Source organism: Citrobacter sp. MGH103, from assembly GCF_001034475.2.
GTDB lineage: Bacteria > Pseudomonadota > Gammaproteobacteria > Enterobacterales > Enterobacteriaceae > Citrobacter > Citrobacter freundii.
Map to the genome: position 1 here is coordinate 68,303 of NZ_CP073045.1, position 23,696 is coordinate 91,998.

The window sequence follows — 23,696 nt, forward strand, 5'->3', positions numbered from 1 at the left end:
TTAGTTAAGAAACTGATAGGTCAGTATTTGCATCAATGTTCATTGAATTTGTATCCGAAGTCAATCTGATGTAGGAACTTCAAAACTGCGCAAAACACGCAAATACGCACAAGAAAGTAGGGCTGCGCTTGGAATTCGGAAAATAAACCACATCAAAACTACTTTTTAGCCAAATAACGTTTGGGAATCACCAGAATGGTGGGACAACAGCGGTTTTAGTGCCCTAAATCGTACGTTTTCATCCAGTTGCCCCTCAAACCCCATGTTCAAGTCAGAATAGTGGACAGGCGGCCAAGAACTTCGTTCATGATAGTCTCCGGAACCCGTTCGAGTCGTTTTCCGCCCCGTGCTTTCATATCAATTGTCCGGGGTTGATCGCAACGTACAACACCTGTGGTACGTATGCCAACACCATCCAACGACACCGCAAAGCCGGCAGTGCGGGCAAAATTGCCTCCGCTGGTTACGGGCACAACAACAGGCAGGCGGGTCACGCGATTAAAGGCCGCCGGTGTGACAATCAGCACCGGCCGCGTTCCCTGCTGCTCATGACCTGCGGTAGGATCAAGCGAGACAAGCCAGATTTCCCCTCTTTCCATGTCAGATTTCCTCCTGACCAGTCGCCGGTGCATCCAGCCATTCTCGTTCTTCAGCTGATATTTCAGCATTCGGATCACACTGTGCCAGTAGCTCAGCCAGTGAATATTGCGGGCGTCTGTACGGCTCAACAATCAGCCGGCCATTATCAATGACCATGCCAACTTCATTATCTGTGCCCAGAGACAGCGCATTCAGCAGTGCCGGTGGGACGGTCAGCATAACTGAGCCGCCAACCCTCTTCAGTCGGGTGGTATGCATTCTTCACCTCCATAAAAGTTATATTTAAATATAACATCCACTAAAAAAACACACCAGGCTTTAACGCACAATGTTTAATAAAAATATAACTTTCAACCAAACAGTAAACCCAGCGTGGTTGCTTCCATATGCAGCAATACCGGCAGCAGCAGGCCACCACTTCTGATCCTGGCCACTGATGTAATCAACCCCACCAGGAACAGTTCTGCCAGTGTCAGCAGGTTCTGATACTGGCTGTGCGCGGCGACGAACAACAACGACGTTATCAGCGCCCCCAGCCACATCGTCCAGCAGTACCGTGAACGGAAGACGTTCAGCATAATCCCCCGGAACAGCGTTTCCTCATTCAACGGGGCAAGGATAAAGATGGTCAGCAACGTCAGGATCACGTCAGGTATGGACTTATCGGCAAAAAGTTTCGTCATAAATGGCTCAGCAGGCAGAGCCAGCGCCTTACCGAGCAGAAATACACCGACATACACCACGGCCATCGCACCGACCAGCCACGGTACGCCAACGTTGCGCAGCTGACCAACGACCGGTAGCGGAGCTATCCAACGGCGGTATACCAGGAAAACACACAGCAGGTACATCAGAACAGTACCATGACTGAAGAACAAATAGTTTTTTCCTGATCCATAAAGCAGAACGGCCTGCTCCATGACAAATCTGGCTCCCCAACTAATGCCCCATGCAGCCAGCATAACCAGCATAAACTGCAGATATTGATTACGTGTTTGAATCATTGCATCGCCTGTAAATTTTTAACTTGTCCTATTTTTGTCATTACCACGTATATACACATGTATAACAATTCAGATATCGTTACCAGGATATGCCGCATCAGCGGCATGGAAGGCGGCACTCTGTTGTTTCATATGATACAGGAGTAAAACCGCCGAAGCCCGGCGTAAGCCGGTACTGATTGATAGATTTCACCTTACCCATCCCCAGCCCTGCCAGACCATACCCGCTTTCAGCCATGAGAGAGCTTCTGTGCGCGGTCGGAGTGGTCCCGACGAGGGTTTACCCGAAGTCGGGGCGTATCTCCGCGTTAGCGGGCCGTGAGGGCCGCTTACGAGCGTGTACTGAGAACTTCCAGCGAGAAGACTGACAGCGATGAAGATGTAGTTACAACATTCATAATTAAAAGCGACTCTGTTCCGGCCCTTTGGGCCGGGGCGGGGCCGCTTTTCAGTTATGAGGGAGGGGCTTTGTGGTTTCGGTTCTGCGCTGGACCGGGGTTTTTCTGGAGGTTGTTTTTGTGTGTTGTAACTAAAGTGGCTCCGGTCGGGGCCCGCCGCTTGCGGTGGGAGGTGCATATCTGTCTGTCCACAGGACAGGCAGTGAATAGGTTTTCTTTTTAAATGAATGTAATTAAGTAGTTTAAAGGAGATATAAACAGGTGTTTAAAAGATACATTGCACCCTGTAAGACTGGCGGCTGGCGCTTTATGACATGAACGGTTGTAACCTTATGGGGAAGTCCCTTGCAGTTAAATGTGGATAAGCAAAATTCCCCGTCTGTGAGGCGTGTTTTGTATCGAAAACAAGGGGGACCGGATGCACCTGAAGGTGGATGATGAGGTTGTTTTTTTGTATGTGGTGCTGATTTTTTGTGCACTGGCGGGCTTCAGGCGTGCGAATGCCTCCGGCGCGTGCCGAATTATTCAGAGGAGGTCACTTTCAGGGGGAAGCTGTGGCCAGGCGGCTGTAATTGCGGTTACGTGACAGAATCATGCGCTCCTTCACACGACGCTCCACTTCGCGTTTTACCGCCTCACGATTGGCAGTGAAGCGCCCTTCCGAGATTTCACGCGTCAGCTGTCGTTTCACCAGGGTGACGATATCCTGACGTTTCCTGTTCGCATCACGACGCGCACGGGCACGCTTTATTCCCCGGGACTTAAGCTCTGTTTGGTAACTGCGGAAACGCTCACGCACAAAACGCCAGGCTTTCGCTATCAGTTCATCCATACCCAGGGTATCCAGCCCCTGCTTTTTGCGCTGTTTGTTTTCCCATACCACACGGCTGCGGCGCGCAGCTGCCACTGCATCCTCAGACACATCAAGGGCGGCAAACAGCGCCAGTGTGAACGTGATATCGGTCGGAATGTAGCACCCGATAAGCGGGTCATATTCCGTCTGGTAAGTAATCAGTCCCAGCTCTGACAGGAACGTCAGGGCCCGGGTGGCCCGGGTGATGGAGAGTTTTCCTGCACCGGACTCTGTCGCCAGTCCGCACTCAATGGCCAGCGTGGTGATGGAACACTGGACGCGGTTGGCCAGCGGGTCATAATGGAAACACAGCCCCTGCAGCAGCGCATCAATAGCCCGTCGACGCAGCACCGGTGGCATGCGTCGACGCAGACCACGCGAACGGGCATGCGCCACATGAATAGCGAAATCAAAACGGGAGCTGAAGCCCACCGCTTTTTCCATCAGTTTTTCGCAGAACTTCAACGTTCCGGCACCTTCACGGGGTGTGAACACCGGATTCGGGTTCTTTACCTGGCGGTAATACGTTTGGTGAAGATCAGTCACACCATCCTGCACTTATGTTGCACAGAAGGAGTGAGCACAGAAAGAAGTCTTGAACTTTTCCGGTCATATAACTATACTCCCCGCATAGAGCAACAGCTTCTATGCAGTTTCTTGTTAGCCCCGGTAATCTTCTCTTAGTCGCCAAACCTGGTGAAGATTATCGGGGTTTTTGCTTTTCTGGCTCCTGTAGATCCACATCAGAACCAGTTCCCTGCCACCTTACGGCGTGGCCAGCCACAAAATTCCTTAAACGATCAGTAATCTAGCACTAATCTTCTGAACACTCAGAATGTAAGCCCATCATCACATGCATCGTTTTTGCGCTTCACTTTTTATCAGTGCGGTCAGAACTTCAGCCTGGGTCAGGCCATCTTCATTACACATTTGCATGAGCATGGCCTTATACTTTGGTTCGAGAAATACTTTTACTTCCTTGAACGAAGCTCTTTTACGGGCCACTGATAATCTTTGTTTCTCTGCATCAGAAAGCGGATTCCCCTTTCTGTATGCTCGTTTTGCGCCAGATGAGGAAGTCACTGTATTTTCTGTCTGCGACATCTCGCCTCCTCAATACTTAAACAGGGATCGTTTCGCAGAGAATACTACAGTTTTTTGAAATCAGCGACTTGAAAGTTGTGACGATGATCTGTGTTGGCGCACAAATCATGTCTGATTACGACCGTTTAATGTAATTTTGATAATAAAATGACTGAAAAGTAGGAAATGCTTTAACCAGGGTACCGGCCCCGGGCGGGACCGGCAGTTTCTAGCATTTCGGGTGTCTGCCCCTGAAATACCTCACACTTCCGGAAAGCGGGGACTTCCGTCCCCGCCCGGCAGCTTACTTCCGTGCTTCAGGCCAGAGTTACCTGCACCACTGTATTTCCCCTGTGAATATTCAGTTCACATAACTGTTCCCTGAATATCAGTGAAAAACACAACACCGTGGCGCACACGGCAAGCAACCCGATAAGGGTATATTTCGTCATAAACTTTGACATCTTTGCAAAGAAGAGGCTACAATCAGTAGTGCTAAAGTGCATCATGCAGACCTCACGAGTTAATGGATTAACGAGTGGGGTCTTCGCATTTCTGAAACCTGCGTCTTATTCAGCCATTCTTCGGTCATCTGCAGCAGTTTTCTTGCATCGTGACTTCTGAGCAACGGAATGCCAGCCTGCCTCAGAACCTCTTCCAGAAGAGTATCCCAGCATCTGCGTTCCGAACGTAAATGACTGTCATCAGCCAGCTATACTGCTGCAACAATACTGAACGAACGCCGTTCAACGATAACCACATCGACATGCACTGAGATACCATCCTGAATAACAGCCACCACTGGCGCGATCAGATATTAGTTGTCTGGAGATTCAGGGGACAACCTAACTTGAGCCCGCTATAGCGCGAAGCCGAAAATTATTGTTCGTATGCTCCCGCTGGTCCAGAATGGGAATTTCCTCTGGCTGATGTTGAACTGTCATGGAGAATTGAAACTTGTTTAAGACTTTGGCAGCCTACTGTTTTTAATACACCCAATAAGGTATGAAGATGAAACTAGGGAAGTTAATACCGCCATGAAAAGATAAATAATACCCGTGGAATATATTTCCTCATGTTACTCTCCATATCAAATAAATGGCACCTGTATTTCAGACATCCTGAATATTACAGCACACATTGAACAACACCTTATTTTGTGAAATTAATCACAAAATATAAAATCTCGACTTAATACGGAAAAAAATCTGTGCTACTCAGAACTGTCCGGTCATACTTCCCGACCGGATATTAAAAAAAGCAAATCTCATAAACTTCTTTCAGCCTTCTGACTCCTGGAGTAATGAAGGCTGCTTTTTTCGTTACCCCCTTCCCCGGCAACGCCGGTGGCAGTGTGCAGCCCTTTTTCGGGCAAACTGCTGCCAGTCTGTCCGGGGCGCAACACCGGCAGCCCGTCGCCATGCTTCTGCCGCTTCCATCCTGCGTCCACTGACCTCCAGAATAACGGCCCGGCTTCCGGCACGCTGCCAGCACCAGACCTGACCGTTCCGTGAACTGTTTCTGAATCCATTCATATTTCTGTCCCCCTTTAGTTGTCAGTATTATTGTGATAAATAGCTCAGTGGAATGGCTTTCTTTCGGGTACGGAAGTTATTTCCTTTTAAGCCTTATTTCCCTGCCTCCCCTCCCTGAGGGAGGCTTTTTTTATTTCTCATCAAGCACGGCCTGAAGTTCTGCCTTTATCCGGTTCTGGCGGCGGATTTTATCCAGACGCGCTGCCGCATACGCTTCCTCCTCCTGAGAAATATGCTCCGTCACATACCCTTCCGTATCATACCGGCAGGCACCGGCTTTCATGGCACACAGATAGCTTTCTGAACGGGTGATGGCCTTCAGCGCCCTGCGCAGTTTTTTATGCGAGAGCGGGATATTCCGCTGCGCCACGTCTTCCAGTAACACGTCCCGGATACCGCAGGCCAGAAGCCGGGGCGTGTCACCGTCAAATAATCCCGGCCACCAGGGCTTCAGGGTGTTCACAGCCTCATCCAGTGTGGGCAGGTTCAGATAAATGGACAGCGCCTGTCTGGCCTGCGCTTTTTTTGCCGCCAGCTCTGCTTCCCGGGCTGCTTTCTCGGCCAGCTTCTGCTTTTTCACCTTCCACTTTGGTGGCGTGGTGACATTGATGATGGTTTTCCGGCTGCGGACAGGCGTCTCCCCTTCCGTTTTCCGCTTCAGTGTCAGTACCGGTCGCTTCTGCTCTGTCATGCTGTGTTCTGCCTCTGACGAATCATCCTCTTGCGGCCAAAGATACCACACCCGTCACAGCGCCAGAACGCCCAGCACAGCCAGATGACAGGCGTAGAATACCGGGAAAAAATCCCCGGGCCAGAAACGGGGTAATGATTTTCCTGCACACGACACCAGACCAACGGTCAGCACCGTCATCACAAGACCGGCCACCGCCGCTGCATCACTGGTGGCAAGGTTAAGCGCCGGAATAACAGCCAGCAGGCAGGCGACCAGCGCCAGACGTTCCGCTCTGTCTTCCGCCCGGTACAGCCGGTGGCTGACTGCCAGCATCAGCAGCCCGGCAATGCCGTAACTGGTGCCGGACAAAGGCCCCCACAGGGCCATCAGAAGAATGGCCGCTGCTGTACGCCACCCACTGCGCGTTTCACACCACGTCAGCACCTGTGCCGCCACTGCAAAGGCAAACAGGATATTCCCCTCATACCAGGGAAAGCCGGCCAGATAATATGCGAACTGGGCAATAATTCCCCATCCCCACAGCCGGTTAATGGCCGGTTGCCGGATATGCGCATGACGGGACAGATTCAGCCCCCACACCAGGGCAAACAGCGGAAAGGCTCCTCGCCCGGCCAGAAACATCCATTCCTGCTTCAGCTGGAATATCAGATTGATGTGGTCCAGTACCATCAGCACCAGTGCCACCGTTTTGATGATATCCCGCTGTCCGGGTGACCAGACCAGAAATGACTGCAACCAGGTATCGGTCCGTGCAGCCAGTGAATCGTTACGTGTCGTGTTCGTGTTATCCGTTGTCATCAGTGTTTGTCTTCCTGTATCAGTCTCCGCCCAGGGTTTTCTCTTTCTGCAGGTCACGAACCATATCCCGCTCCATCTGCTGCAGACGCTCCTGCAGCAGATTTTCCCGGGCAACCTCCCGGACCGCTTCCCGTTCCCGTTGTGATTCACGCAGCACACTCTCCGGCAGTGCGGTTTCCCGTTCAGAACTGGCAGTCCGGTCACGTTCCTGCCCGGCAATATCCCTGACAGCCAGCTCTGTTTTGCCGTCCGGCAGGTCAGGTTTGTTCTCTGCCATTTTACGGACAATTTCATCTGCGCGACGTTCCGTTTCACGGCGGATGGCCTCTTCAGCCTGCCGCTGTGCCAGCACCTCTGCCGTGACCGGTTCGCCATTTCCGGCCCCCGGCTGGACGCTGCTGTCCGGGATATCCCCCCACACGCGACCACCGGTGATGGCACCGGGATTCCACGGACGACCTTCACCGGCAATTCTTACCACCACACCGCTGTCGGGATTATCACGGGCAATCCGGACACCATCCTGCATATTATCAGCCAGCAGGCTCTCTCCGTTACGGCTGCCCTGCAGGGCCACGAACTGCGCATCCCCGCGGCCTTTCACCCGTCCTTCACCGCTGAATCCCCGCAGCCCGTTTCCGTCATCCGTGGTCAGTGGGTTCAGCCAGATACCGGCGGACCTGCCGTTACGGTCAAACGCCGGCAGTGCCACATACGGCTGCGGATATTTACGTCCCGGTGCAATAAACCGTGCAGGGCTGTCTCCCCCGGCCAGCCCCGCCTGACGGAGAACGGCACGGCCTGCCGCCACGTCCCGCAGTTCCCGTGCCGTACTGAACAGCCGCTGCGCATTCATGACCTCCCGGTCCGGTTTCGGCTCAAACACATCGTGGGCTGTTCCTTTCTGTACGGCATTGTTAATGGCATCCGTCCAGCCCTGACGGTTATCGGTGTACACCTGCACATGCTGCTTCATACGCGACAGGGCCACGTAGGCTGACTCAAAGCCTGCCATCAGTTTCCGGTTACCTTCCGTGCCTTCAAGCGCAATGGCAAAGGTTTCACTTGTCCCCTGCGCACCGTGGGCGGTGATGGCATAGGCCAGGTCAATATGTTGCTCTGCCCGCTCCTGACCGGGGCGAATCACCCGGGTCTGCTGTCCGTCCGACAGCGTGACACTGTCACCGGAAACCGCTGTCACCGTCCAGACGCTGTTGGCCACATAACCGCGCTCCCGGTCACTCTTCGTGAAGCGCATCCGGTCACCGGTTCCCACCCGGATTTTGTCTGGTGTGTACAGTGTGACACCTTCAGCCACCGCCTCCCGGGGCGAAATCAGCCGCGTGTTACCTTCCGCATCCTCCAGGGTTATCAGCCCGTCATCCTTGCTGATACCGGCAATCCGGTGATACACACTATCCACCAGGGCAAGGGCATCCGGGTTATTCTCCCAGGTGGAGAGACGACGCAGTTCTCCGTCACGTATATTCGCTGTGTTCAGGACAGGCACCATGACCTGCTCTTTGCCCAGCTCACCGGCCTTTTCCCGTGCATCATGAATCATGCTGTTCAGTACGCGCCGGTCCTCATTCAGGTGCGTGACAATCAGCGTCTGCTCCCGTGCTTCCGGTGTCCTGCCGGTATAGTCGCGGACAATGGCCTCATACAGTGTCATGGGGATATCCGGGAAAGCCTCGCCTTTCAGCATCGCCTTCTGCTGCGCTTCTGCCAGTTTCGCTTCCTGGCTGTGACTGAACTCCGTCACGGAGTGCTCCGGTGCCCATGCGCCCTCCTGACGGGGAACCTGAGACGGTTTCACACTCTCAAGCCCGGACAGTGCCCTTTCCACATCCCGGTTAATCAGGCTGTATACCGCCTCCCGCAGTTCCGGCGTCTGACGCACAATCTCCTTCATGATGACCACATCGGCAGCACTGCGCGTCTGCTGCAGACGGAAAGGCTGACCGGGCGCGATGGCCTGCAGCTGGTCCGTGTCACCACTGGCCACGGCACGACCGCCACCGGCCGCAATCAGGGCGTATGCCCGTGCCATATCGGTATTGCCCACCATTGAGCTCTCATCGAGCAGGAACAGCGTGTTGCTGAAATCCGGCGTTTCTCCGCTGCGCTGCTGCAGCTGCGTGTCATGCAGAAAGGACGCCAGCGTCTGTGCATCCACGCCGGCGCTGCGCATCTCACCGACCGCACGGTGCGTGGGCCCCAGCCCCACAACTCGGGGACGCTCACTCGCCGGCAGCATGTTCACGGCTGACATCACCGCCCGGAACTGTGTGGTCTTACCCACACCGGCATAACCCTGTACCACCGTGAAACGGTCGGACGTTTCCAGTATCATACGGGTGGCGGCACGCTGTCCCGACGTTAACGTCTCCATGAGTTCGCCGGGTACTCTCTCCATCAACGGCGTGACCGCCTCCTTACCTTCGAGAATATGGCGAAGAATACTTTTTTCTGCCTCATACGACGCACGGGAAACCAGCAGACCTGTGCCATAGCCTTTTGCCACATCCACATACAGTAAGTCACCGCGTTTTATCTGCGCATTGATTTCCCCTCCCAGTTCAGTAAAACCGGTTCCTTCTGCAGCAAACGACTTCGCCTCTGTCAGCAGGTCCACCATGCTGAAGGCCAGGTTTTTACTTTCCAGCACAGGAAGGGCCAGATGAATGGCCTGCTGTGCCGGCGTGTGAAGCCCGGCTTTCTGCAGACTGATAGCGGTTTCCAGCAATGTCTCACCGGCACGCGCCTTTATCTGATCAGAAACCACCGTAAAGGAGGGATGGCGGGCAAGTTTTTCCGCAGTACGGGGTTCATCCAGCGAGGAATACAGCCGGACATCACGACCACTGCGGGCCAGACCGTTCAGGGTCGCGTTGTCCATCGCCATCTGTGTGACGGAGGCAAAAACCGTCGCACTGTCGCTGACGGAATGCCCGGGCGTTTCCACCCAGCCGTTCTCCAGCTTCAGTGCCGTGAATGGTGAATCAGCCACAGGCAGGGTGGCCGGTTCAGCCCGCCCCGGCACAACAACCGTCATCGCATCTTCACTGACGGATGCCACCTGCAGGCGGTCACCGCCGGAGACGCGGAGTCCGGGAATTTTCCCTGTCACCCTCAGTCGCTCGCCGTCTGCCACCGGCATTTTTTCCGGCCGGAACAGCGACCAGCTGCTGTCCAGGGAGGAAATACGCACCACCTGCGTTTCGCCCTGCGCATCCCGCAGGGTCAGGCTGTGACTCTGCGCTGTCACCCGGTCTATCACATAGCGGTCATGACTGCGTGTCTCCGGGTTCCACTGCTCCATCACCATCCCCGGTCGGTACATATCCCGCAGATAACGGCTCCGGCTGTCCAGCCAGACCGGTGACAGTGCAGTCATGGTCACCTCAGGGTGTCCGAGCACGCCCTGCGTTTTCAGCTCACTGCGAATGGCCTCTGTCAGTATGGCCTGTTCCCGTACCCCGCTGACCTGTGCCACGCTCTCTTCTCCGGCTTTCACGCTGGCCGCAAAATCTCCGGCCAGCCGGGCATAGCGGACATTACGGTCCGGTTCACTGATGATGGTGGCCGGTCGCTGTTCTCCCCCCTGCCAGCGATATGTGTTCACCCCGGCATCCTTCATGGCCATCAGTGCACTGCCTGTACCGGTTCGCTGCCCGCTGTCGGTTATCAGGACCTGTACGTTATGACGTGCGGCACCATCCAGCAGGGTTAACGTCTCTTTCAGGGAGAGTTTTTCGCCCTGGTCGACGATAACGGTACTGCCCGGCGGGAAGGCCATGCCTTCCAGCAACTGACGACGTCCGGTTATCAGTTCACCGGACAGCCGTTCATCCTGCTTCAGGTTCATCTGCGAGCGACGGTCAGCAGCGATAATCTGCACCTCCCGCCCCTGCTCCCGGGCCATCATGACCAGTTCAGCCACCCGCTCACGCTGCCCGGCTGCACCGCCCTGCCCGGACACAATGGCCAGCGACGGGCGATCCTGTGCCAGAACACTGACGGCATCGCTGTAACCGGCCGTCCGGGGGACACTTTTCTCCGGATGTACGGTCACCCGGTTCTGTTTCATGATGTCACGACTGAGTGCCCGGACTGACAGCTCATCGAGCACATGAATCCCGGACGTGAACAGCCCCTTCTCACGATCGAGGGGGATAAGCTGCTCACGGCTGATGGCCTCATCGATACCGGCGCGTGCCCGTTCAATCACACCATTTTCCGGCGGCAGTATGCCGACCGTCCTGGCCAGCACGTCCGTATACGTGAACTGCACTTTTCGTTCACTTAATCCGGCAATGGCCTGTGTCACCGCCTGCTGCACATCCGGCCCGTCCTGTGAAGCAGGCCCGGGCGCCTGCGTGCGGATCTCCGCACGCTGATCCGCCGCGTCACGATATGCCCGGATGTCGAACCCGGTTTCCTTCAGCGTCTGCATCCATTCAGCCATTCTGACTTCAGGATCGACGTGCTGTTTGGATTTACGCGTATCCAGTGCCGCCACATCCCGGGATTTCAGCGAGGCGTCTTCACCGACGGCCTCCCGGATAGCCTGTGAGCGTCCGGAGAAGGCTTCCACCGGTACGCCCGGCATCTCCCACATACCGTGCTTACCGACCACTTCGGTTTCATAACCCAGCGCCTCAACGCGCTGACGTAACTCACTCTGATATATTTTCCCGAACGCAATCCGGTTCGCGAGCACGTTCTCGGAAAATCCGGTTTTCCCCACTTTGTCACTGCTCAGTGTCTTCCATTCGCCGTTATGCTGCGTGACATTAGCCACCACCACATGCGTGTGTAACTGTGGGTCCTGATCGCGACTGGTGTCATGGTTAAACAGTGCCATCACCAGATTACCGGTCAGCACCGTTTCTGACTGTCCGTCCGTCATCACCCGTGTGGAAGCCAGCGCCTCCACCTGACGGACAGCAAAATCCACAGCCTGGTTATGTGCATCAATAAGACGTTTATCCCCCCCGAGCATGGCCATCATGGAGACACTTTTGGGGGCGGAGAAGGTCAGGTCGTAGCCGGGACGATGCTTATTACTGCCATCCTGCATGCGGCTTAAATCCGCCCCGTCCGGCAGCCTGCCCTCCAGAAGACGGGTAAAAACATCCTTATCGACGCTGCCCTGCAGCCCAAGCTGTTCAGCCCCCTGACCGGCCCAGCGTTCTCCCATGCTGCCCAGCACATAGTAATTATCCTTGTCGGTGTAATAGTTTCCGGCACTGCCTGCCGATTTAACAACGCTGAAACTCAACATCAGAAATCATCTCCCGGCTCAACATCCTCCCCGCGCTCCCGGTGCACATTAATGTTCACCTCTTCACGACGCTGCATCTGCTGCTGGATGTCCGGATGATTTTCCTGTTGCCATGCCTCATAAGCGGCCATATCCACCACTTCACCGGATTCACTGATCCCGGGTGGCAGTTGCTGTTCCATCTCTTCTTCCGGTTTCATTTTCAGCTCCTGCTCGATCCCCCCTGCCGGAACACTCACACCTGCATCTGACTTCTTATCATTGATGACAGAAGACACTGGCTGTTGTGGCTGTTGTGGCTGTTGTGGCTGTTGTGGCTGTTGTGGCTGTTGTGGCTGTTGTGGCTGTTGTGGCTGTTCAGCCTGAGTCACGCCTTCTCCGGAGGCAACCTCCGGTTCGAAGAGGCTGGCCATCTGGCGACCTTCTGCTTCCCTTGCAGCAAGTACGGCACTCAGACGGTTCTCCATTTCCGGGTTGATGTCACGCGGAATAAACTCCGGAGCGACCTTCGGTCGTGCCTGATATTTCAGGGAGAGTTTTACTGCCGGATACGGTCCGGGCAGAGTGACATAGCAGGTCAGATCCGGCAGAGACTGAATGTCGGAATAACTGACCAGTGTCTGACGCTCCATATCCTTACCGGTCGATACCCCGTCACGTACCGGGTCAGCACCGTAGGAATACTGCTCGCTGGCTTTCAGGTGCTCTTTCTCACCAATCTCACCGGCAGCGAACTCTGCAATCTTATGGCTCGGGGAACGGAAAAAAGCACGGGTGTTCATGACGTCAAACAGCGTGGCCGCCGCTTTCTCACCGTAGATATCTTCCAGCTGGGCATAGGACTGGATACCAAACACATAACAGCCACCGAACTTACGGGCTTCCGGCAGGATCTCCACCAGGTCCGGCAGTTTGTGTAACGTGGGTAACTCATCACAGAAAAACCACACACGACGGTTACGGTTTTCTCCCATTGCCAGCAGACCACGAATGGCAATGGACAGCCACATGGAGATCACAGGCTTCAGGGAGGCATGGGTGTCGGCGTTCGACGAAATAAACAGCCAGCCGTTTTTCTGATCTTCCCGGACACCACGCATCCAGTCACGGATGGTGAAGGGCTCACCGTTATGCTCAATCCCCTGCAGGTAACGGATGGCTTTCACGTAGTTGGTCAGCACAGCACGGATGGAAATCGCCGTTTTCTCAATTTTCTCTTCCACCAGGTTGGCCGCCGGTGAATTACGCAGGAAGGTACGCAGTTTTTCAATTTTGATGGAAAGCAGTGTGTCCACCAGTTTGCTGTAGCTGCGGTTGGGGTCATTACGCATCAGGTACGCCGCTTCCGCAAAAATGGTACGTCCTGAACCCTGCCAGAACGGGTCCTCTTTTGTACCCATAGGGATCAGAGTATTTGCGGTATTATCAAAATCCGGCTGTGTCAGGCACTCCTTCCACAAATCCCATGCGGCACAGCGGGCATCCAGCGGATTCAGGATTTTATCGATGGAGGGATCATAGTAACTTTTAACAAATTCCCCTGAACGGTCATAAATCACCACCATATCACCGCGCTGACGGGCATAGTTGGCCAGACGACGGATAACCTCCGACTTACCGGCCCCGACCGTGCCGTGCAGACAGAAGTTCTGGATTTCGGAATCCCGGATAATCGGCAGGTCGCCAATCCGGATATCGGAGTCCTTGCCGTCTTTTTTCAGCATCCGGGCAACGTCTTTCGGATTGTCTGTCAGCTGACGACCACCTGTGACTTCATTTTCGCTCTGTTGTTTACCCTGACGCCCCAGAATCCAGGAGACAACAAAGAAGGTGATCAGGCAAATAACCAGGGCCACGACAGACGCCAGAACGAATGCGGACCATAGCTGCTCACCGCACCAGATCATATATTTATCATGCAGTACCTGGGCAGCGTTCATCCGGAAGGTTTTGCCGTAATACTGAATCTCATATACTGGCTGGGACTTGATTAAATCCCGCATGCCTTCCAGCGTGGTACACCACCAGTAAATACAGCCGTTCACAAACGTCTGCCAGCTTATTTTTACCCATAAAATCAGACCAACGAGTATCCAGAAAAAAATAAACAGGCAGTAAAGCATGATATTGGCGATCTGGCTGAACATGCGGATACGCATGGACGCAATCTGACCGCCCTGGGTCATATCCTTTGCGTTAAAACTCATGATGAAACTCCGGGAAAATCTGGAACAGGGCAGAAAAGGATGATGTGGGAAACAGACCAGGTGTACCCTGTATGCCGGTGGTGATACCCGCCTGCAGCCCTGCCGGAAGAGACCTTCTCTGTAACAATGTCAGTCAGGCGCAATACTTCAGACCAGTCACTCCCGTGCGGAAACTGGATCTGAATAAAAAGGCGTACCCGTTCACGGTGATCCAGAACTGTGTCCGGTTCATAAAAACGGCCACTGTCAGGAGAAACACGGGACGTTTTATTGATGAGATCATACTTATCGGCAGGAGACTGCGATGACAGAGACCAGGTAATATTTTCGCCCTGATGACCATCAATACGACTGCTCCCCGGCGTCCATGCAATTTCCTGCGCACTCGCCACGATGATCTCCCTGGAGACTTCTGCCAGCTTTCTGGGTGTACAGAGTACCGGTGCCAGCACACACAGGGACAACAAATTACAGCTGACCGCCTCCGGTTTAAGCAAATTGCTCCCGGATTTTTCAGGAAAAGATATTTTTCCCAGTATTTCAGTTAATTTCTTATGCCTGAGAGAATTAATAAAGTACATGATAAGCATCATGAGAAACAATATAACAATAAGCCCTCCGATAACCACTAAAAGGTCAGTATCAATATTATTGCTGTACAGATAGTCTTTAGTGGTCACTGTATTATCCTGTATCACCGGGGGGTATTCAGTTACAGGCTTCTCAGTAAATTGATTATTCTCACCAACATATTCAGCGATATTGTCTGATGTCATAATGACTTTCTCCGGAAGATCCCGGCTTCGCCGGCAACACTTCACGGTCGCACAAAGAATTTGCACAACCGCTCAGTGTTTTCATATTTATTTCGGAAACGCCGGGGAGAAATAAAATTTATTTTATTTCTTTCCGGGGTTGGACAACGAGCAAAGCGAGGCGTCAGTCAGGAGGCCGGTCAGACCAGCCTCCGGAAGATAATCAGAGAATATTTGCGATTGATTTGGCCAGCTGGTCTTCGAGAACAGGCTTCGCCTCTTCAAATTTCAGGTTAACCTTGTTCGCATTTGAGACCACACGGGTCTGGTATTTATGCTGGTTACCCGTTTCAGTACTGGTCTGAATTTTCGCACCGGATGTGCCCTGACGCAGGGCGGCAACATTATCCGTTGTCACCGTTGCCTTAGTACGCTCTGCAATCTGCACATCCGTGATCATGGTATAGTTCACATCTTCCACCATCGCATCTGCAGCCATACCCACCAGACCAGCAGCAAGGCCCACACCGAGTGTGGCACCGGCAGAATTTGAGTTATAGCCGGTAATACCGGCACCTAACGCTGCACCAACAGCTGCGCCTTCATAACCACGGTTCAGCCATCCCTGAGACTCCCGCAGATCCATCTTATCAGCCTTCAGCACATTCGCCTGAATCCAGTAGTAGGCTTTATCCGGAGAAGTCACCACCTGATATCCTTTTGCTTTCACAGCATCAGCAATTTTGCCCTGCAGCCCACTCATGTCTTTATCAGACGTGTTTTTGATCTGCAGAAATACCGTGCGTTCGCTGTCGGGTTTAAGCCAGATGGTCTCACTCATCTGAGTCTTCACCTCAAGGTTACGCTTCTTGATTGCTGTGCTCATCGCACCACACCCTGAAAGGGCCAGAGTGGAACTGACCAGTGCAACCATCATTAATTTTTTTGTTTTCATCAAATTACCTTTTTTACAAACTACAGTTTTCTTATTGCCTGTCATAATAATCCTGCCAACGAGTCCCAAAAGTATTTCCCGCTGAGTCAAAGCCTCCATGCATAGGATATCCGGTTGAAGGGTTATAGTAGGTCGTTGGGGGCTGTTCAATGCCCCCGAAGTCTAACTTTTCACTCCCATCATATTGGTTTTTGAGTTGATTTTGACCCCATTTTTTTATGCTTATGCAACCACTAACTCGCCTTAATTCGTATAGTGTACCAATGATAAAAACCATCAGGCTTAATAACGGAGAGAGTAAGGAAGATACTGGCATCGTTATATACCAAACGCCTTTACTGAATTTAAACTCATCCGACACATTCCGTTTTTTTCGTATTTGAGAGAACAACCATATAAACAGTCCCTGCCATAGCACTATGAAGAACAGCATAAAAACTGTTTCGGCCTTCCCCCAACCAACCAGATAGCAGGCGATAAACTGTATCACCGTTACCAGAGCAATATGGGCTAGACATCTCATTATCATCTCCCAAACACAGCATTATTACTTATACTTATCCTGATACTCCTTTGCCCTTTTCATCAGTTCCTGTGGACTGTCAGCCCCGGGCATTCTTTCCTGAACCGACTTTTCTTCATTATATTTATTATTCTGAGATAATGCCTCTGTTTTATGGTGATTCTGTAGTTCAGAATACTGTCCTCTTACAATATTTTCCTCGCCACGTATGCTGTTCTGAGTATCACCTATATTCCCTTTATATTCTGTGACCATATTATCAACCTGATGTTTTACATCATTACGGATATTACTGTCCTGCGTTCTTTGCTCAATAATGGCCTGATGTCCCTGATGGTCAGCAATAATATCCTGACTGCCACCACCCGAAGGTACGCTCTCCATTCCTTTACCAATATCGCCACGGGATTCCCGCCAGGCATTATCAACACCAGGCTGTATCTGTTCCTGCACAAAAGACCAGGCCATCGCCCGACGGCGTTCTGCAATCTCCGGTGAACTGGTATTTGTCAGAATAGCTTCTGCATCCTGTGGCGCGTGTTTCATTACATACTGTGCAAACTGTTGCGACAAGTCTTCACTCATCTGCCCACTCATGCTTTCAGTACGGGATGCCATTTCAGCATATTCATGGCTGCGAGTCATATTCGTCGTGTACTGGTCGTAACTCTGCTTCGCTGAATTCAGGGCTGCAGACAACTGATCCACACGGGAATCAGCATTATTGTCAGTATGGCTGCCGGACTCACTGACCTTGCGACTGGTAAAGTAATCGCTGGCCTCTTTAAAGTCTTGTGTAGCTCTGGCATCGATATCATGACGAGCATCATTGCTGGCCCGTGAACCACTGCTGGCCTGATGCGCATCATCATCACTCCAGTCAATGCCAGCCCGACCACCGCCTCTAACGCCTAATCCTCCACCAACACCAAGAATTTTAGGTTTAACCCCCCATTCAGCATGAGCATCGCCATACATCCCGGCAGAAGCTCTCGTACTTCTGGATGCCAGTTCCTGAGTCGCCTGCTCATTACTGATATTATGCGCCTTCGCATAGCTTTCCATTGCACTGCGCATACGGCTGGCCATCATGGAATCCTGTGCACTCATGGTGCTGTCAGCGCCACCGGTGACAGAATCACTGCTCCCCCGGTTAGAACCAAACTGACTGAGCGTGTTCCAGGCACTGGCAATACTGCTGCTGAAACCATGCAGGGCACTTTCTGCTCTGTTCGACGCCTCCCGGGCCATTTCCTGTTGTGCCGCTGCAATCTGACGCGTTGCATTGATACCAACCGGTAACCGGGACATCGCTCCGCTTGCATCCATCACCATATTACCGTCACGGGTCTGTGTGGCAGTTGCGCCACTGCCGGTCTGGTACATCATCTGACCAAACGACGTGGTGCTGTTGGTGCTCCAGCTGAAGCCGTTCACGTTTTCCGTCTGCATGTTGCCGTAGGAGTAATTACCGTCAACCACACTGCCTGCTGCACTGGCCGTCGGACTGATAGAGGAAGAGGCGAAGTGGCTGTACACGCTGGAAAAACCTGCGCCAAGGCCTTTTACCATCATCCATGACAACGGGGGGATCATGGCTGAAAGATACCCGGCAGTAGAGGCCAGGTCAGAGTATTTCAGCTGTATCTGAGAGAGTTCAGACAGCACGACCGGCGCACCATTCATCTTCGCATAGAATGTCATGGCACTGTTCAGAATGGCATACAACAACGGCCAGGTCTGCAGCCACATCAGGGCAAACACATAGCCTTTCAGGACGGACAGTGTCAGTTTGTTGAAGACAGCTGCCAGTACCAGAAGCGGGAAAATACCAATGGCAATTCCCGTCAGGATAGTCTGTACCATTGGCAGGTTTCGCATTGTCACATGACCGATAGAGACATGCGCCAGACGTTGCTTCTCCATCGATGACGTGGTGGCCAGATTCACCAGGCTGGCGGTGTCACCATTACGGGCGGCATTACTGGTGATACCCTCTTTCAGGGCATTTATTGTGACGTTCTGGCGCATAATCTGGCTGGCAGACTGACTGGAGCCGTAGAAATAACTGTAACTGTCACTGACCAGTTGTCTGAATAACAGGTCCGGGTCCGGTCTGCCGCCAAATATCTGCTGCACATAATAATGCCAGGTCTTGCCTCCCGTCTTTGTATCGAGATTCAGCCTGTCTTTCAGCGTGACCGACGCATCCTTACAGGTTATGAAATTATTATTGTTGTCATAAACGCCCCGTAGCGGGCTGGGTCGGGAAAAAATCAGCGTGTAGGGGTCAGCGGAGGCCATCAGATCTTCCAGCGTGTATTTATGATTCAGGTAAATATCACCCAGCACGCAGTTCTGGACGTAGTCCTGGAACAGATTGATGATTTCCGGATTCCGGGACAGGAAATCGGTGCTTTTCACAATCAGATTCGCCCCGAACAGCATGCCTGTCTTGCTGTAGGTGACGCTGTCCGGTTGGGTGAATATCATCTCGTAGCTGACCACCATTGCATGCCCGATACGTGTCGTCAGTGAAAGTGGCATCGCCAGACCGACCGGCACATTATCCACCCGATGGACTTTGACCAGGTCACTGTTATCAATAATCTGCACCGATGTACGGACATTAACCAGCAGGCTGATAAGCACAAACACGGCCACCCAGCCCAGCAAATCCATCACGTTGTGCCGCTGTACCCACATCACGGCCACCGCGAGAACAGACAATGTGAGCGCAATTTTTTCGATGGAATCCCAGGTCCGCGTACTCATAAATGCCGCAATGGCGTTCAGGTTATTCCGCAACCACTCACCACCGGCAATCACATAAACTTCATTCACAGTGAATTCCCTCCGAAGTGATAGTTGTTCTGGTAACGGCTGAGCATACGGGCGGAAAGCTGCTGGCGCATGTAGCTCATCTGACGTTCGACAACCAGCAGCGCATCCTGCTGGACCTGTACCTGGCTCTGGAAAATGGCAATCTGTTGCTGTGCCTGATTCAGATTCTCCAGAACATTGTCCATCACAGCCTGCGGATAGTTCCCGGTGGCAATCATGGCCCGGGCCTGCTGAAGCAGTTCCTGAATGTACTGGAGCATGATGTCGTAGCCGATATAGTCCGTCAGCTGGTAAACGACGCTGTTGGACACACCGAGCATCTGCGGGTCAATCAGATATTTAAAAACGGGAATGGTGGTGCTGGAAATAAACCCCTGTTCCCGGGCGTCAAGCGGAGTGTCACTCACTGCTTTATTCTGAATACTGGTGAGCAGTTTTGTAATCTGTGACTTCAGGGCTTTATCCCGGGCGATGGTCACATTTGCATCCGCCACCACCTTCAGACACTTGTCCGAATCGTTGCAGTGGTAAATTTTTGCCGTTCCCCCCTCCATAATCGCCCGGAGGATATCGCGGTCAGTGGTACGCGCCGGCAGGGGGGTAATCTCGCTGTCTTCCCCAAAAATCAGCGTACCGGTGAGCGTCATGATAAATTCTTTCAACTCTTTGTTGCCGTCAAACATTCTGTTTTTTTTCAGCGCCTCCCATATGATATTCTGGTTTTTCAGCACCCGCTCCTTGTCCTTGTCGCTGGCTTTGTCACGAACAGATGAGGACTGCCCTCCGACCGTGCACCCCTGACGAGATGCGGCCCAGTCGGCGAAGATATTGCTTTCACTGCCAATGTCCTGACAAACTTTCTGCTGAGATTCCTGCGTCTGAGGGAACAGCCCCCCCACAAGCCCCTGTGCCACCTGACAGGAACTGAGGTTCATACTGTTAATGTCACTTGCCATTTTCTGCAGGAAGTCTTTTGCGGTTTTTATTTCCGGCACCGTTGTCTGCAGGGCAAGGTCAAAAAAGTAACCGGCAGCATTGCTCATAATCTGCTTAACAAAACGCTGCAACTGATCGCCATTAATAAAACTGAACGAGCCGAGATAGGCGTCGATGCCGCCACATCCGGCATTGATATCCGGCAGCGTCATGGAAATCAGCTGGATATTTTTGACCTGGGTGCGGGCATACAGGGAGCCACCATAGGCATACCCGGCGGCCTGCCCCTGCCAGACGCCCGGCTGTGTGGTATTGGAGGCGAAGCCCAGCTTGTTAAAGAACTGATTCATATCGCTGTTCACATCCGCTGACGCTGCGGGTGTGAACGTCAGTAAAGCGGCACAAAGAACCAGAAGAGGTTTAATGCGAAGCATTATTGCTGCCCTCCCTTAATGTGTTCTCCCGGCGCATACGGCGTTTCAGCAGGAATATCCGGACACCCCCAAATATTATTTCGCACAACGGCGACAGAGAAGCCGCAGCAAGAAAACCAGCTGCAAGCGCATATAACATAATCGGAATGACATACATCAGGGTGTTCCACATATAACGAAAATTATTTAATTCCGGGTCAGCTTTCCACGAATCAATACCGGCACTGAAAAAATCATGCATAACGTTCCTTACAATCAATCCGGCAGCAAAGAAAACCACAAAAAGCCAGAAGTATTTTTTTGCATTATCACAACCACGTTCAATCTCCCTTTCAATTTGTTTGATTCCCGGTTCTGTATCATTTATTTTTTCTTTCATCATAAGTTCCCTCTGATATTTCTGATGATTCATGCAGACAGGTCATGCGGCTGTAATATATTTCAGACACCGAAATCCATCCCACAATTGCCCCCACAAAAAACACAACAGAAACAGAAAAGGTAAGACACAGCGAAACGACAATTTCCACAGGGCTGGCGGGATAAAAAAGCCCCTGACGGATAAAGGGGATATTCAGGCTGACGATTATTCCCGTCGCGATGCCGGATATTCCGGCAATGAGTAACACCACCTGCTTATTTCGCACCTTTTTCCTCTCCGTATATCTGCAGAACGGTATCCATCCGCGCCATAAAACTGGCGGCATCCGTTGCCCCCTGCAAAAGCGGTAATGCCTCAAGTGTGTTGACGTTGACCAGGAAGGTGGTCGGTGTGGCCACCGGGATATTCGGGAAGAAGGTCTGCATCACGTCCGGTGGCACCGGTAATGCTTCCGGAAAGGCGGTATCACCCTGACCATCCAGGGTGTAGGGAAAAACAGAAAAGCCGTACTGCTGTGCCAGCTGTTTCAGTACCGGGTCAAACTGGTGACAGTAAGGGCAATGCCCCTGCATAAACAGCACCACCTTCCAGTCGGCCAGGTTAACCTGCCTGCCGTTGCTGAGGCGGAACCAGCGGGGAGCCGGCTTTTCTGTTCTGGCTGATGTGTCTGCTGCCGGTTGTGCAGGCTGCACGGCCATACCCTGCGGATTCCAGAGTCGTTCAATTTCATCCCGGGTGGAGGCCTGCACACCTGTGGCCATCATCAACAAAATGACCGGCAGTAATTTAGTGAGAGACATGTCCGCCCTCCTGCTGCCCTTCCATCATGGCCTGTTGCCTGGCTTCCAGTGCCTCACGCTCTTCCAGGCTGACACGTGCAATCCATGCATCCAGCACCTGGTATGCGCCGAACAGCACAAGGATGGCCGCAATCAACTCCGCCAGAAAAAAAGCCATCCAGGGTTTGCTGTAAACAAGACGGGCGACGATATGAAACCAGACACCCAGAGCAAATACCCACATTCCCGTAATATCAAGCCGGGGTAAAGAGAATCTGCATTTACTTATCATGTTAAACTCCGGTTATTATTTACATGAGAATATTCATGTCTGTAATATTCGCGTTTGTGTGATATTAATCAGATCAACCTCATTATTTTGTATGGTTTTTATTACCGTTTTATATGACTTAGCCTGTCATAAGCCCCTTATAAAAAACCACATCACTCCGGACCATGCTGATGACAACATAATACAGATAAATATTCTTCTGAACCTGTCGAAGCTCGTAACGTTCGGTAATGAGCCAATAACCATTGGAACAACCATTGCTGCGCCCTGATTCATAATTGCACCACACAGAAACCAGAGACTGGCGGTAAGCACATATAAACACGCGATATTAATAACAAGGAAAACCAGTGAGCTCAGGAGAAACATTTTCCTGTCATTACGCTCAGAAAAGAAATAACCGGCAATAATGACAAATATTAAGGAAGGTGCGAATAAGCAGGTCATTTCTTCCCAAGCTGACTCGCTGATTAAAATTTGGTAATGACTCCAACTTACTGATAGTGTTTTATGTTCAGATAATGCCCGATGACTTTGTCATGCAGCTCCACCGATTTTGAGAACGACAGTGACTTCCGTCCCAGCCTTGCCAGATGTTGTCTCAGATTCAGGTTATGTCGCTCAATGCGCTGAGTGTAACGCTTGCTGATTACGTGCAGCTTTCCCTTCAGGCGGGATTCATACAGCGGCCAGCCATCCGTCATCCATACCACGACCTCAAAGGCCGACAGCAGGCTCAGAAGACGCTCCAGTGTGGCCAGAGTGCGTTCACCGAAGACGTGCGCCACAACCGTCCTCCGTATCCTGTCATACGCGTAAAACAGCCAGCGCTGACGTGATTTAGCACCGACGTAGCCCCACTGTTCGTCCATTTCAGCGCAGACAATCACATCACTGCCCGGCTGTATGCGCGAGGTTACCGACTGCGGCCTGAGTTTTTTAAGTGACGTAAAATCGTGTTGAGGCCAACGCCCATAATGCGGGCGGTTGCCCGGCATCCAACACCATTCATGGCCATATCAATGATTTTCTGGTGTGTACCGGGTTGAGAAGCGGTGTAAGTGAACTGCAGTTGCCATGTTTTACGGCAGTGAGAGCAGAGATAGCGCTGATGTCCGGCAGTACTTTTACCGTTACGCACCACGCCTTCAGTAGCTGAGCAGGAGGGACAACTGATGGAGATGGAAGCCACGGGAGCACCTCAAAAACACCATCATACACTAAATCAGTAAGTTGGCACCATTACCTAAAATTTCGCGGATCTGGGCCGATTTTTTTCCCGCAAACACATCGAATCAGCCTATTTAGGCTATTTTTTCCACCATTTCTGGCGT

The 23,696-nt window shown here is 52.4% G+C and carries 23 protein-coding genes and 1 pseudogene; all 24 read right to left on the reverse strand.

Features of this window, described 5'->3' with window-relative positions:
- Positions 1-266: 266 nt before the first annotated feature.
- Positions 267-599: a type II toxin-antitoxin system toxin endoribonuclease PemK-mt gene (pemK-mt, locus tag SK33_RS25830; RefSeq protein ID WP_000439434.1), complete on the reverse strand. Its 333-nt coding sequence runs from the start codon at positions 597-599 to the stop codon at positions 267-269.
- A 1-nt stretch (position 600) separates the two neighbouring features.
- Positions 601-858: a type II toxin-antitoxin system antitoxin PemI gene (gene pemI / locus SK33_RS25835; RefSeq protein ID WP_000557619.1), complete on the reverse strand. Its 258-nt coding sequence runs from the start codon at positions 856-858 to the stop codon at positions 601-603.
- A 92-nt stretch (positions 859-950) separates the two neighbouring features.
- Positions 951-1,604 carry a CPBP family intramembrane glutamic endopeptidase gene (locus SK33_RS25840; protein ID WP_000616807.1) on the reverse strand — a complete coding sequence of 218 codons (654 nt, stop codon included), beginning with the start codon at positions 1,602-1,604 and terminating at the stop codon, positions 951-953.
- Between the two features lie 939 nt (positions 1,605-2,543).
- Positions 2,544-3,401, reverse strand: a complete 858-nt coding sequence (gene repA, locus SK33_RS25845) for an incFII family plasmid replication initiator RepA (protein ID WP_000130640.1) — start codon at positions 3,399-3,401, stop codon at positions 2,544-2,546.
- Positions 3,394-3,468, reverse strand: a complete 75-nt coding sequence (gene tap / locus SK33_RS25850) for a RepA leader peptide Tap (protein WP_031943482.1) — start codon at positions 3,466-3,468, stop codon at positions 3,394-3,396. Before tap ends, repA begins: the two co-directional genes overlap by 8 nt.
- A 236-nt stretch (positions 3,469-3,704) precedes the next feature.
- On the reverse strand, positions 3,705-3,959 hold the full coding sequence (locus SK33_RS25860; protein ID WP_000083850.1) for a replication regulatory protein RepA: 255 nt from the start codon (positions 3,957-3,959) through the stop codon (positions 3,705-3,707).
- Between the two features lie 296 nt (positions 3,960-4,255).
- On the reverse strand, positions 4,256-4,447 hold the full coding sequence (locus tag SK33_RS25865; RefSeq protein WP_001348769.1) for a Hok/Gef family protein: 192 nt from the start codon (positions 4,445-4,447) through the stop codon (positions 4,256-4,258).
- A 14-nt stretch (positions 4,448-4,461) separates the two neighbouring features.
- Positions 4,462-4,748, reverse strand: a pseudogene (locus SK33_RS25870) (DUF2726 domain-containing protein); the annotation flags it as partial.
- 512 nt (positions 4,749-5,260) lie between these two features.
- Complete coding sequence (locus tag SK33_RS25875; RefSeq protein ID WP_013023861.1) at positions 5,261-5,473, reverse strand: hypothetical protein; 213 nt, start codon at positions 5,471-5,473, stop codon at positions 5,261-5,263.
- A gap of 130 nt (positions 5,474-5,603) precedes the next feature.
- Positions 5,604-6,164 carry a fertility inhibition protein FinO gene (locus SK33_RS25880; protein ID WP_000139341.1) on the reverse strand — a complete coding sequence of 187 codons (561 nt, stop codon included), beginning with the start codon at positions 6,162-6,164 and terminating at the stop codon, positions 5,604-5,606.
- A 54-nt stretch (positions 6,165-6,218) separates the two neighbouring features.
- Entirely contained in the window at positions 6,219-6,965 is a 747-nt protein-coding gene (traX, locus tag SK33_RS25885; RefSeq protein WP_000205718.1) for a conjugal transfer pilus acetylase TraX, read from the reverse strand.
- 19 nt (positions 6,966-6,984) lie between these two features.
- Entirely contained in the window at positions 6,985-12,255 is a 5,271-nt protein-coding gene (gene traI, locus SK33_RS25890; protein WP_001617867.1) for a conjugative transfer relaxase/helicase TraI, read from the reverse strand.
- The gene (gene traD, locus SK33_RS25895) at positions 12,255-14,462 is read right to left on the reverse strand and encodes a type IV conjugative transfer system coupling protein TraD (RefSeq protein WP_021547900.1); all 2,208 of its coding nucleotides are present in this window, start codon (positions 14,460-14,462) and stop codon (positions 12,255-12,257) included. Before traD ends, traI begins: the two co-directional genes overlap by 1 nt.
- Positions 14,459-15,238 carry a hypothetical protein gene (locus SK33_RS25900; protein ID WP_000199914.1) on the reverse strand — a complete coding sequence of 260 codons (780 nt, stop codon included), beginning with the start codon at positions 15,236-15,238 and terminating at the stop codon, positions 14,459-14,461. The genes traD and SK33_RS25900 overlap by 4 nt, the downstream gene beginning before the upstream one ends.
- 202 nt (positions 15,239-15,440) lie before the next feature.
- Positions 15,441-16,172, reverse strand: coding sequence for a conjugal transfer complement resistance protein TraT (traT, locus tag SK33_RS25905; RefSeq protein WP_000850429.1), 732 nt, complete (start codon positions 16,170-16,172; stop codon positions 15,441-15,443).
- 31 nt (positions 16,173-16,203) lie between these two features.
- Positions 16,204-16,701 (reverse strand): entry exclusion protein, encoded by a 498-nt coding sequence (locus tag SK33_RS25910; protein WP_000605862.1) that lies wholly within the window; start codon positions 16,699-16,701, stop codon positions 16,204-16,206.
- 18 nt (positions 16,702-16,719) lie between these two features.
- Complete coding sequence (gene traG / locus SK33_RS25915; protein WP_001007062.1) at positions 16,720-19,539, reverse strand: conjugal transfer mating-pair stabilization protein TraG; 2,820 nt, start codon at positions 19,537-19,539, stop codon at positions 16,720-16,722.
- Positions 19,536-20,909 (reverse strand): conjugal transfer pilus assembly protein TraH, encoded by a 1,374-nt coding sequence (traH, locus tag SK33_RS25920; RefSeq protein WP_000944328.1) that lies wholly within the window; start codon positions 20,907-20,909, stop codon positions 19,536-19,538. The genes traG and traH overlap by 4 nt, the downstream gene beginning before the upstream one ends.
- Entirely contained in the window at positions 20,896-21,288 is a 393-nt protein-coding gene (trbF, locus tag SK33_RS25925; RefSeq protein ID WP_000659962.1) for an F-type conjugal transfer protein TrbF, read from the reverse strand. The genes traH and trbF overlap by 14 nt, the downstream gene beginning before the upstream one ends.
- On the reverse strand, positions 21,269-21,616 hold the full coding sequence (gene trbJ, locus SK33_RS25930; protein WP_071571857.1) for a P-type conjugative transfer protein TrbJ: 348 nt from the start codon (positions 21,614-21,616) through the stop codon (positions 21,269-21,271). Before trbJ ends, trbF begins: the two co-directional genes overlap by 20 nt.
- Complete coding sequence (gene trbB / locus SK33_RS25935) at positions 21,546-22,091, reverse strand: type-F conjugative transfer system pilin assembly thiol-disulfide isomerase TrbB (RefSeq protein WP_000059829.1); 546 nt, start codon at positions 22,089-22,091, stop codon at positions 21,546-21,548. The genes trbJ and trbB overlap by 71 nt, the downstream gene beginning before the upstream one ends.
- Complete coding sequence (gene traQ / locus SK33_RS25940) at positions 22,078-22,362, reverse strand: type-F conjugative transfer system pilin chaperone TraQ (protein ID WP_001617873.1); 285 nt, start codon at positions 22,360-22,362, stop codon at positions 22,078-22,080. Before traQ ends, trbB begins: the two co-directional genes overlap by 14 nt.
- A 126-nt stretch (positions 22,363-22,488) precedes the next feature.
- Positions 22,489-22,809 (reverse strand): conjugal transfer protein TrbA, encoded by a 321-nt coding sequence (trbA, locus tag SK33_RS25945; RefSeq protein WP_001348757.1) that lies wholly within the window; start codon positions 22,807-22,809, stop codon positions 22,489-22,491.
- A gap of 47 nt (positions 22,810-22,856) precedes the next feature.
- Positions 22,857-23,554, reverse strand: a protein-coding gene (locus SK33_RS25950) for an IS1 family transposase (RefSeq protein ID WP_223216367.1) whose coding sequence is annotated in 2 segments (ribosomal slippage) — positions 22,857-23,305 and positions 23,305-23,554 — 699 coding nt in all. Because the reading frame shifts where the segments join, the coding sequence is not laid out codon by codon here.
- Positions 23,555-23,696 lie beyond the last annotated feature (142 nt).

Bases quoted from the DNA above. Each gene is read 5' to 3' on its own strand.
- traX (WP_000205718.1), bottom strand. From the start codon at position 6,965: ATGACAACGGATAACACGAACACGACACGTAACGATTCACTGGCTGCA.
- SK33_RS25880 (WP_000139341.1), bottom strand. From the start codon at position 6,164: ATGACAGAGCAGAAGCGACCGGTACTGACACTGAAGCGGAAAACGGAA.
- SK33_RS25860 (WP_000083850.1), bottom strand. From the start codon at position 3,959: ATGTCGCAGACAGAAAATACAGTGACTTCCTCATCTGGCGCAAAACGA.
- traD (WP_021547900.1), bottom strand. From the start codon at position 14,462: ATGAGTTTTAACGCAAAGGATATGACCCAGGGCGGTCAGATTGCGTCC.
- pemK-mt (WP_000439434.1), bottom strand. From the start codon at position 599: ATGGAAAGAGGGGAAATCTGGCTTGTCTCGCTTGATCCTACCGCAGGT.
- SK33_RS25840 (WP_000616807.1), bottom strand. From the start codon at position 1,604: ATGATTCAAACACGTAATCAATATCTGCAGTTTATGCTGGTTATGCTG.
- traQ (WP_001617873.1), bottom strand. From the start codon at position 22,362: ATGATAAGTAAATGCAGATTCTCTTTACCCCGGCTTGATATTACGGGA.
- SK33_RS25875 (WP_013023861.1), bottom strand. From the start codon at position 5,473: ATGAATGGATTCAGAAACAGTTCACGGAACGGTCAGGTCTGGTGCTGG.
- SK33_RS25900 (WP_000199914.1), bottom strand. From the start codon at position 15,238: ATGACATCAGACAATATCGCTGAATATGTTGGTGAGAATAATCAATTT.
- traT (WP_000850429.1), bottom strand. From the start codon at position 16,172: ATGAAAACAAAAAAATTAATGATGGTTGCACTGGTCAGTTCCACTCTG.
- trbJ (WP_071571857.1), bottom strand. From the start codon at position 21,616: ATGCCGCCAGTTTTATGGCGCGGATGGATACCGTTCTGCAGATATACG.
- SK33_RS25865 (WP_001348769.1), bottom strand. From the start codon at position 4,447: ATGATGCACTTTAGCACTACTGATTGTAGCCTCTTCTTTGCAAAGATG.
- traI (WP_001617867.1), bottom strand. From the start codon at position 12,255: ATGTTGAGTTTCAGCGTTGTTAAATCGGCAGGCAGTGCCGGAAACTAT.
- SK33_RS25910 (WP_000605862.1), bottom strand. From the start codon at position 16,701: ATGATAATGAGATGTCTAGCCCATATTGCTCTGGTAACGGTGATACAG.
- trbA (WP_001348757.1), bottom strand. From the start codon at position 22,809: ATGACCTGCTTATTCGCACCTTCCTTAATATTTGTCATTATTGCCGGT.
- trbB (WP_000059829.1), bottom strand. From the start codon at position 22,091: ATGTCTCTCACTAAATTACTGCCGGTCATTTTGTTGATGATGGCCACA.
- pemI (WP_000557619.1), bottom strand. From the start codon at position 858: ATGCATACCACCCGACTGAAGAGGGTTGGCGGCTCAGTTATGCTGACC.
- traH (WP_000944328.1), bottom strand. From the start codon at position 20,909: ATGCTTCGCATTAAACCTCTTCTGGTTCTTTGTGCCGCTTTACTGACG.
- trbF (WP_000659962.1), bottom strand. From the start codon at position 21,288: ATGAAAGAAAAAATAAATGATACAGAACCGGGAATCAAACAAATTGAA.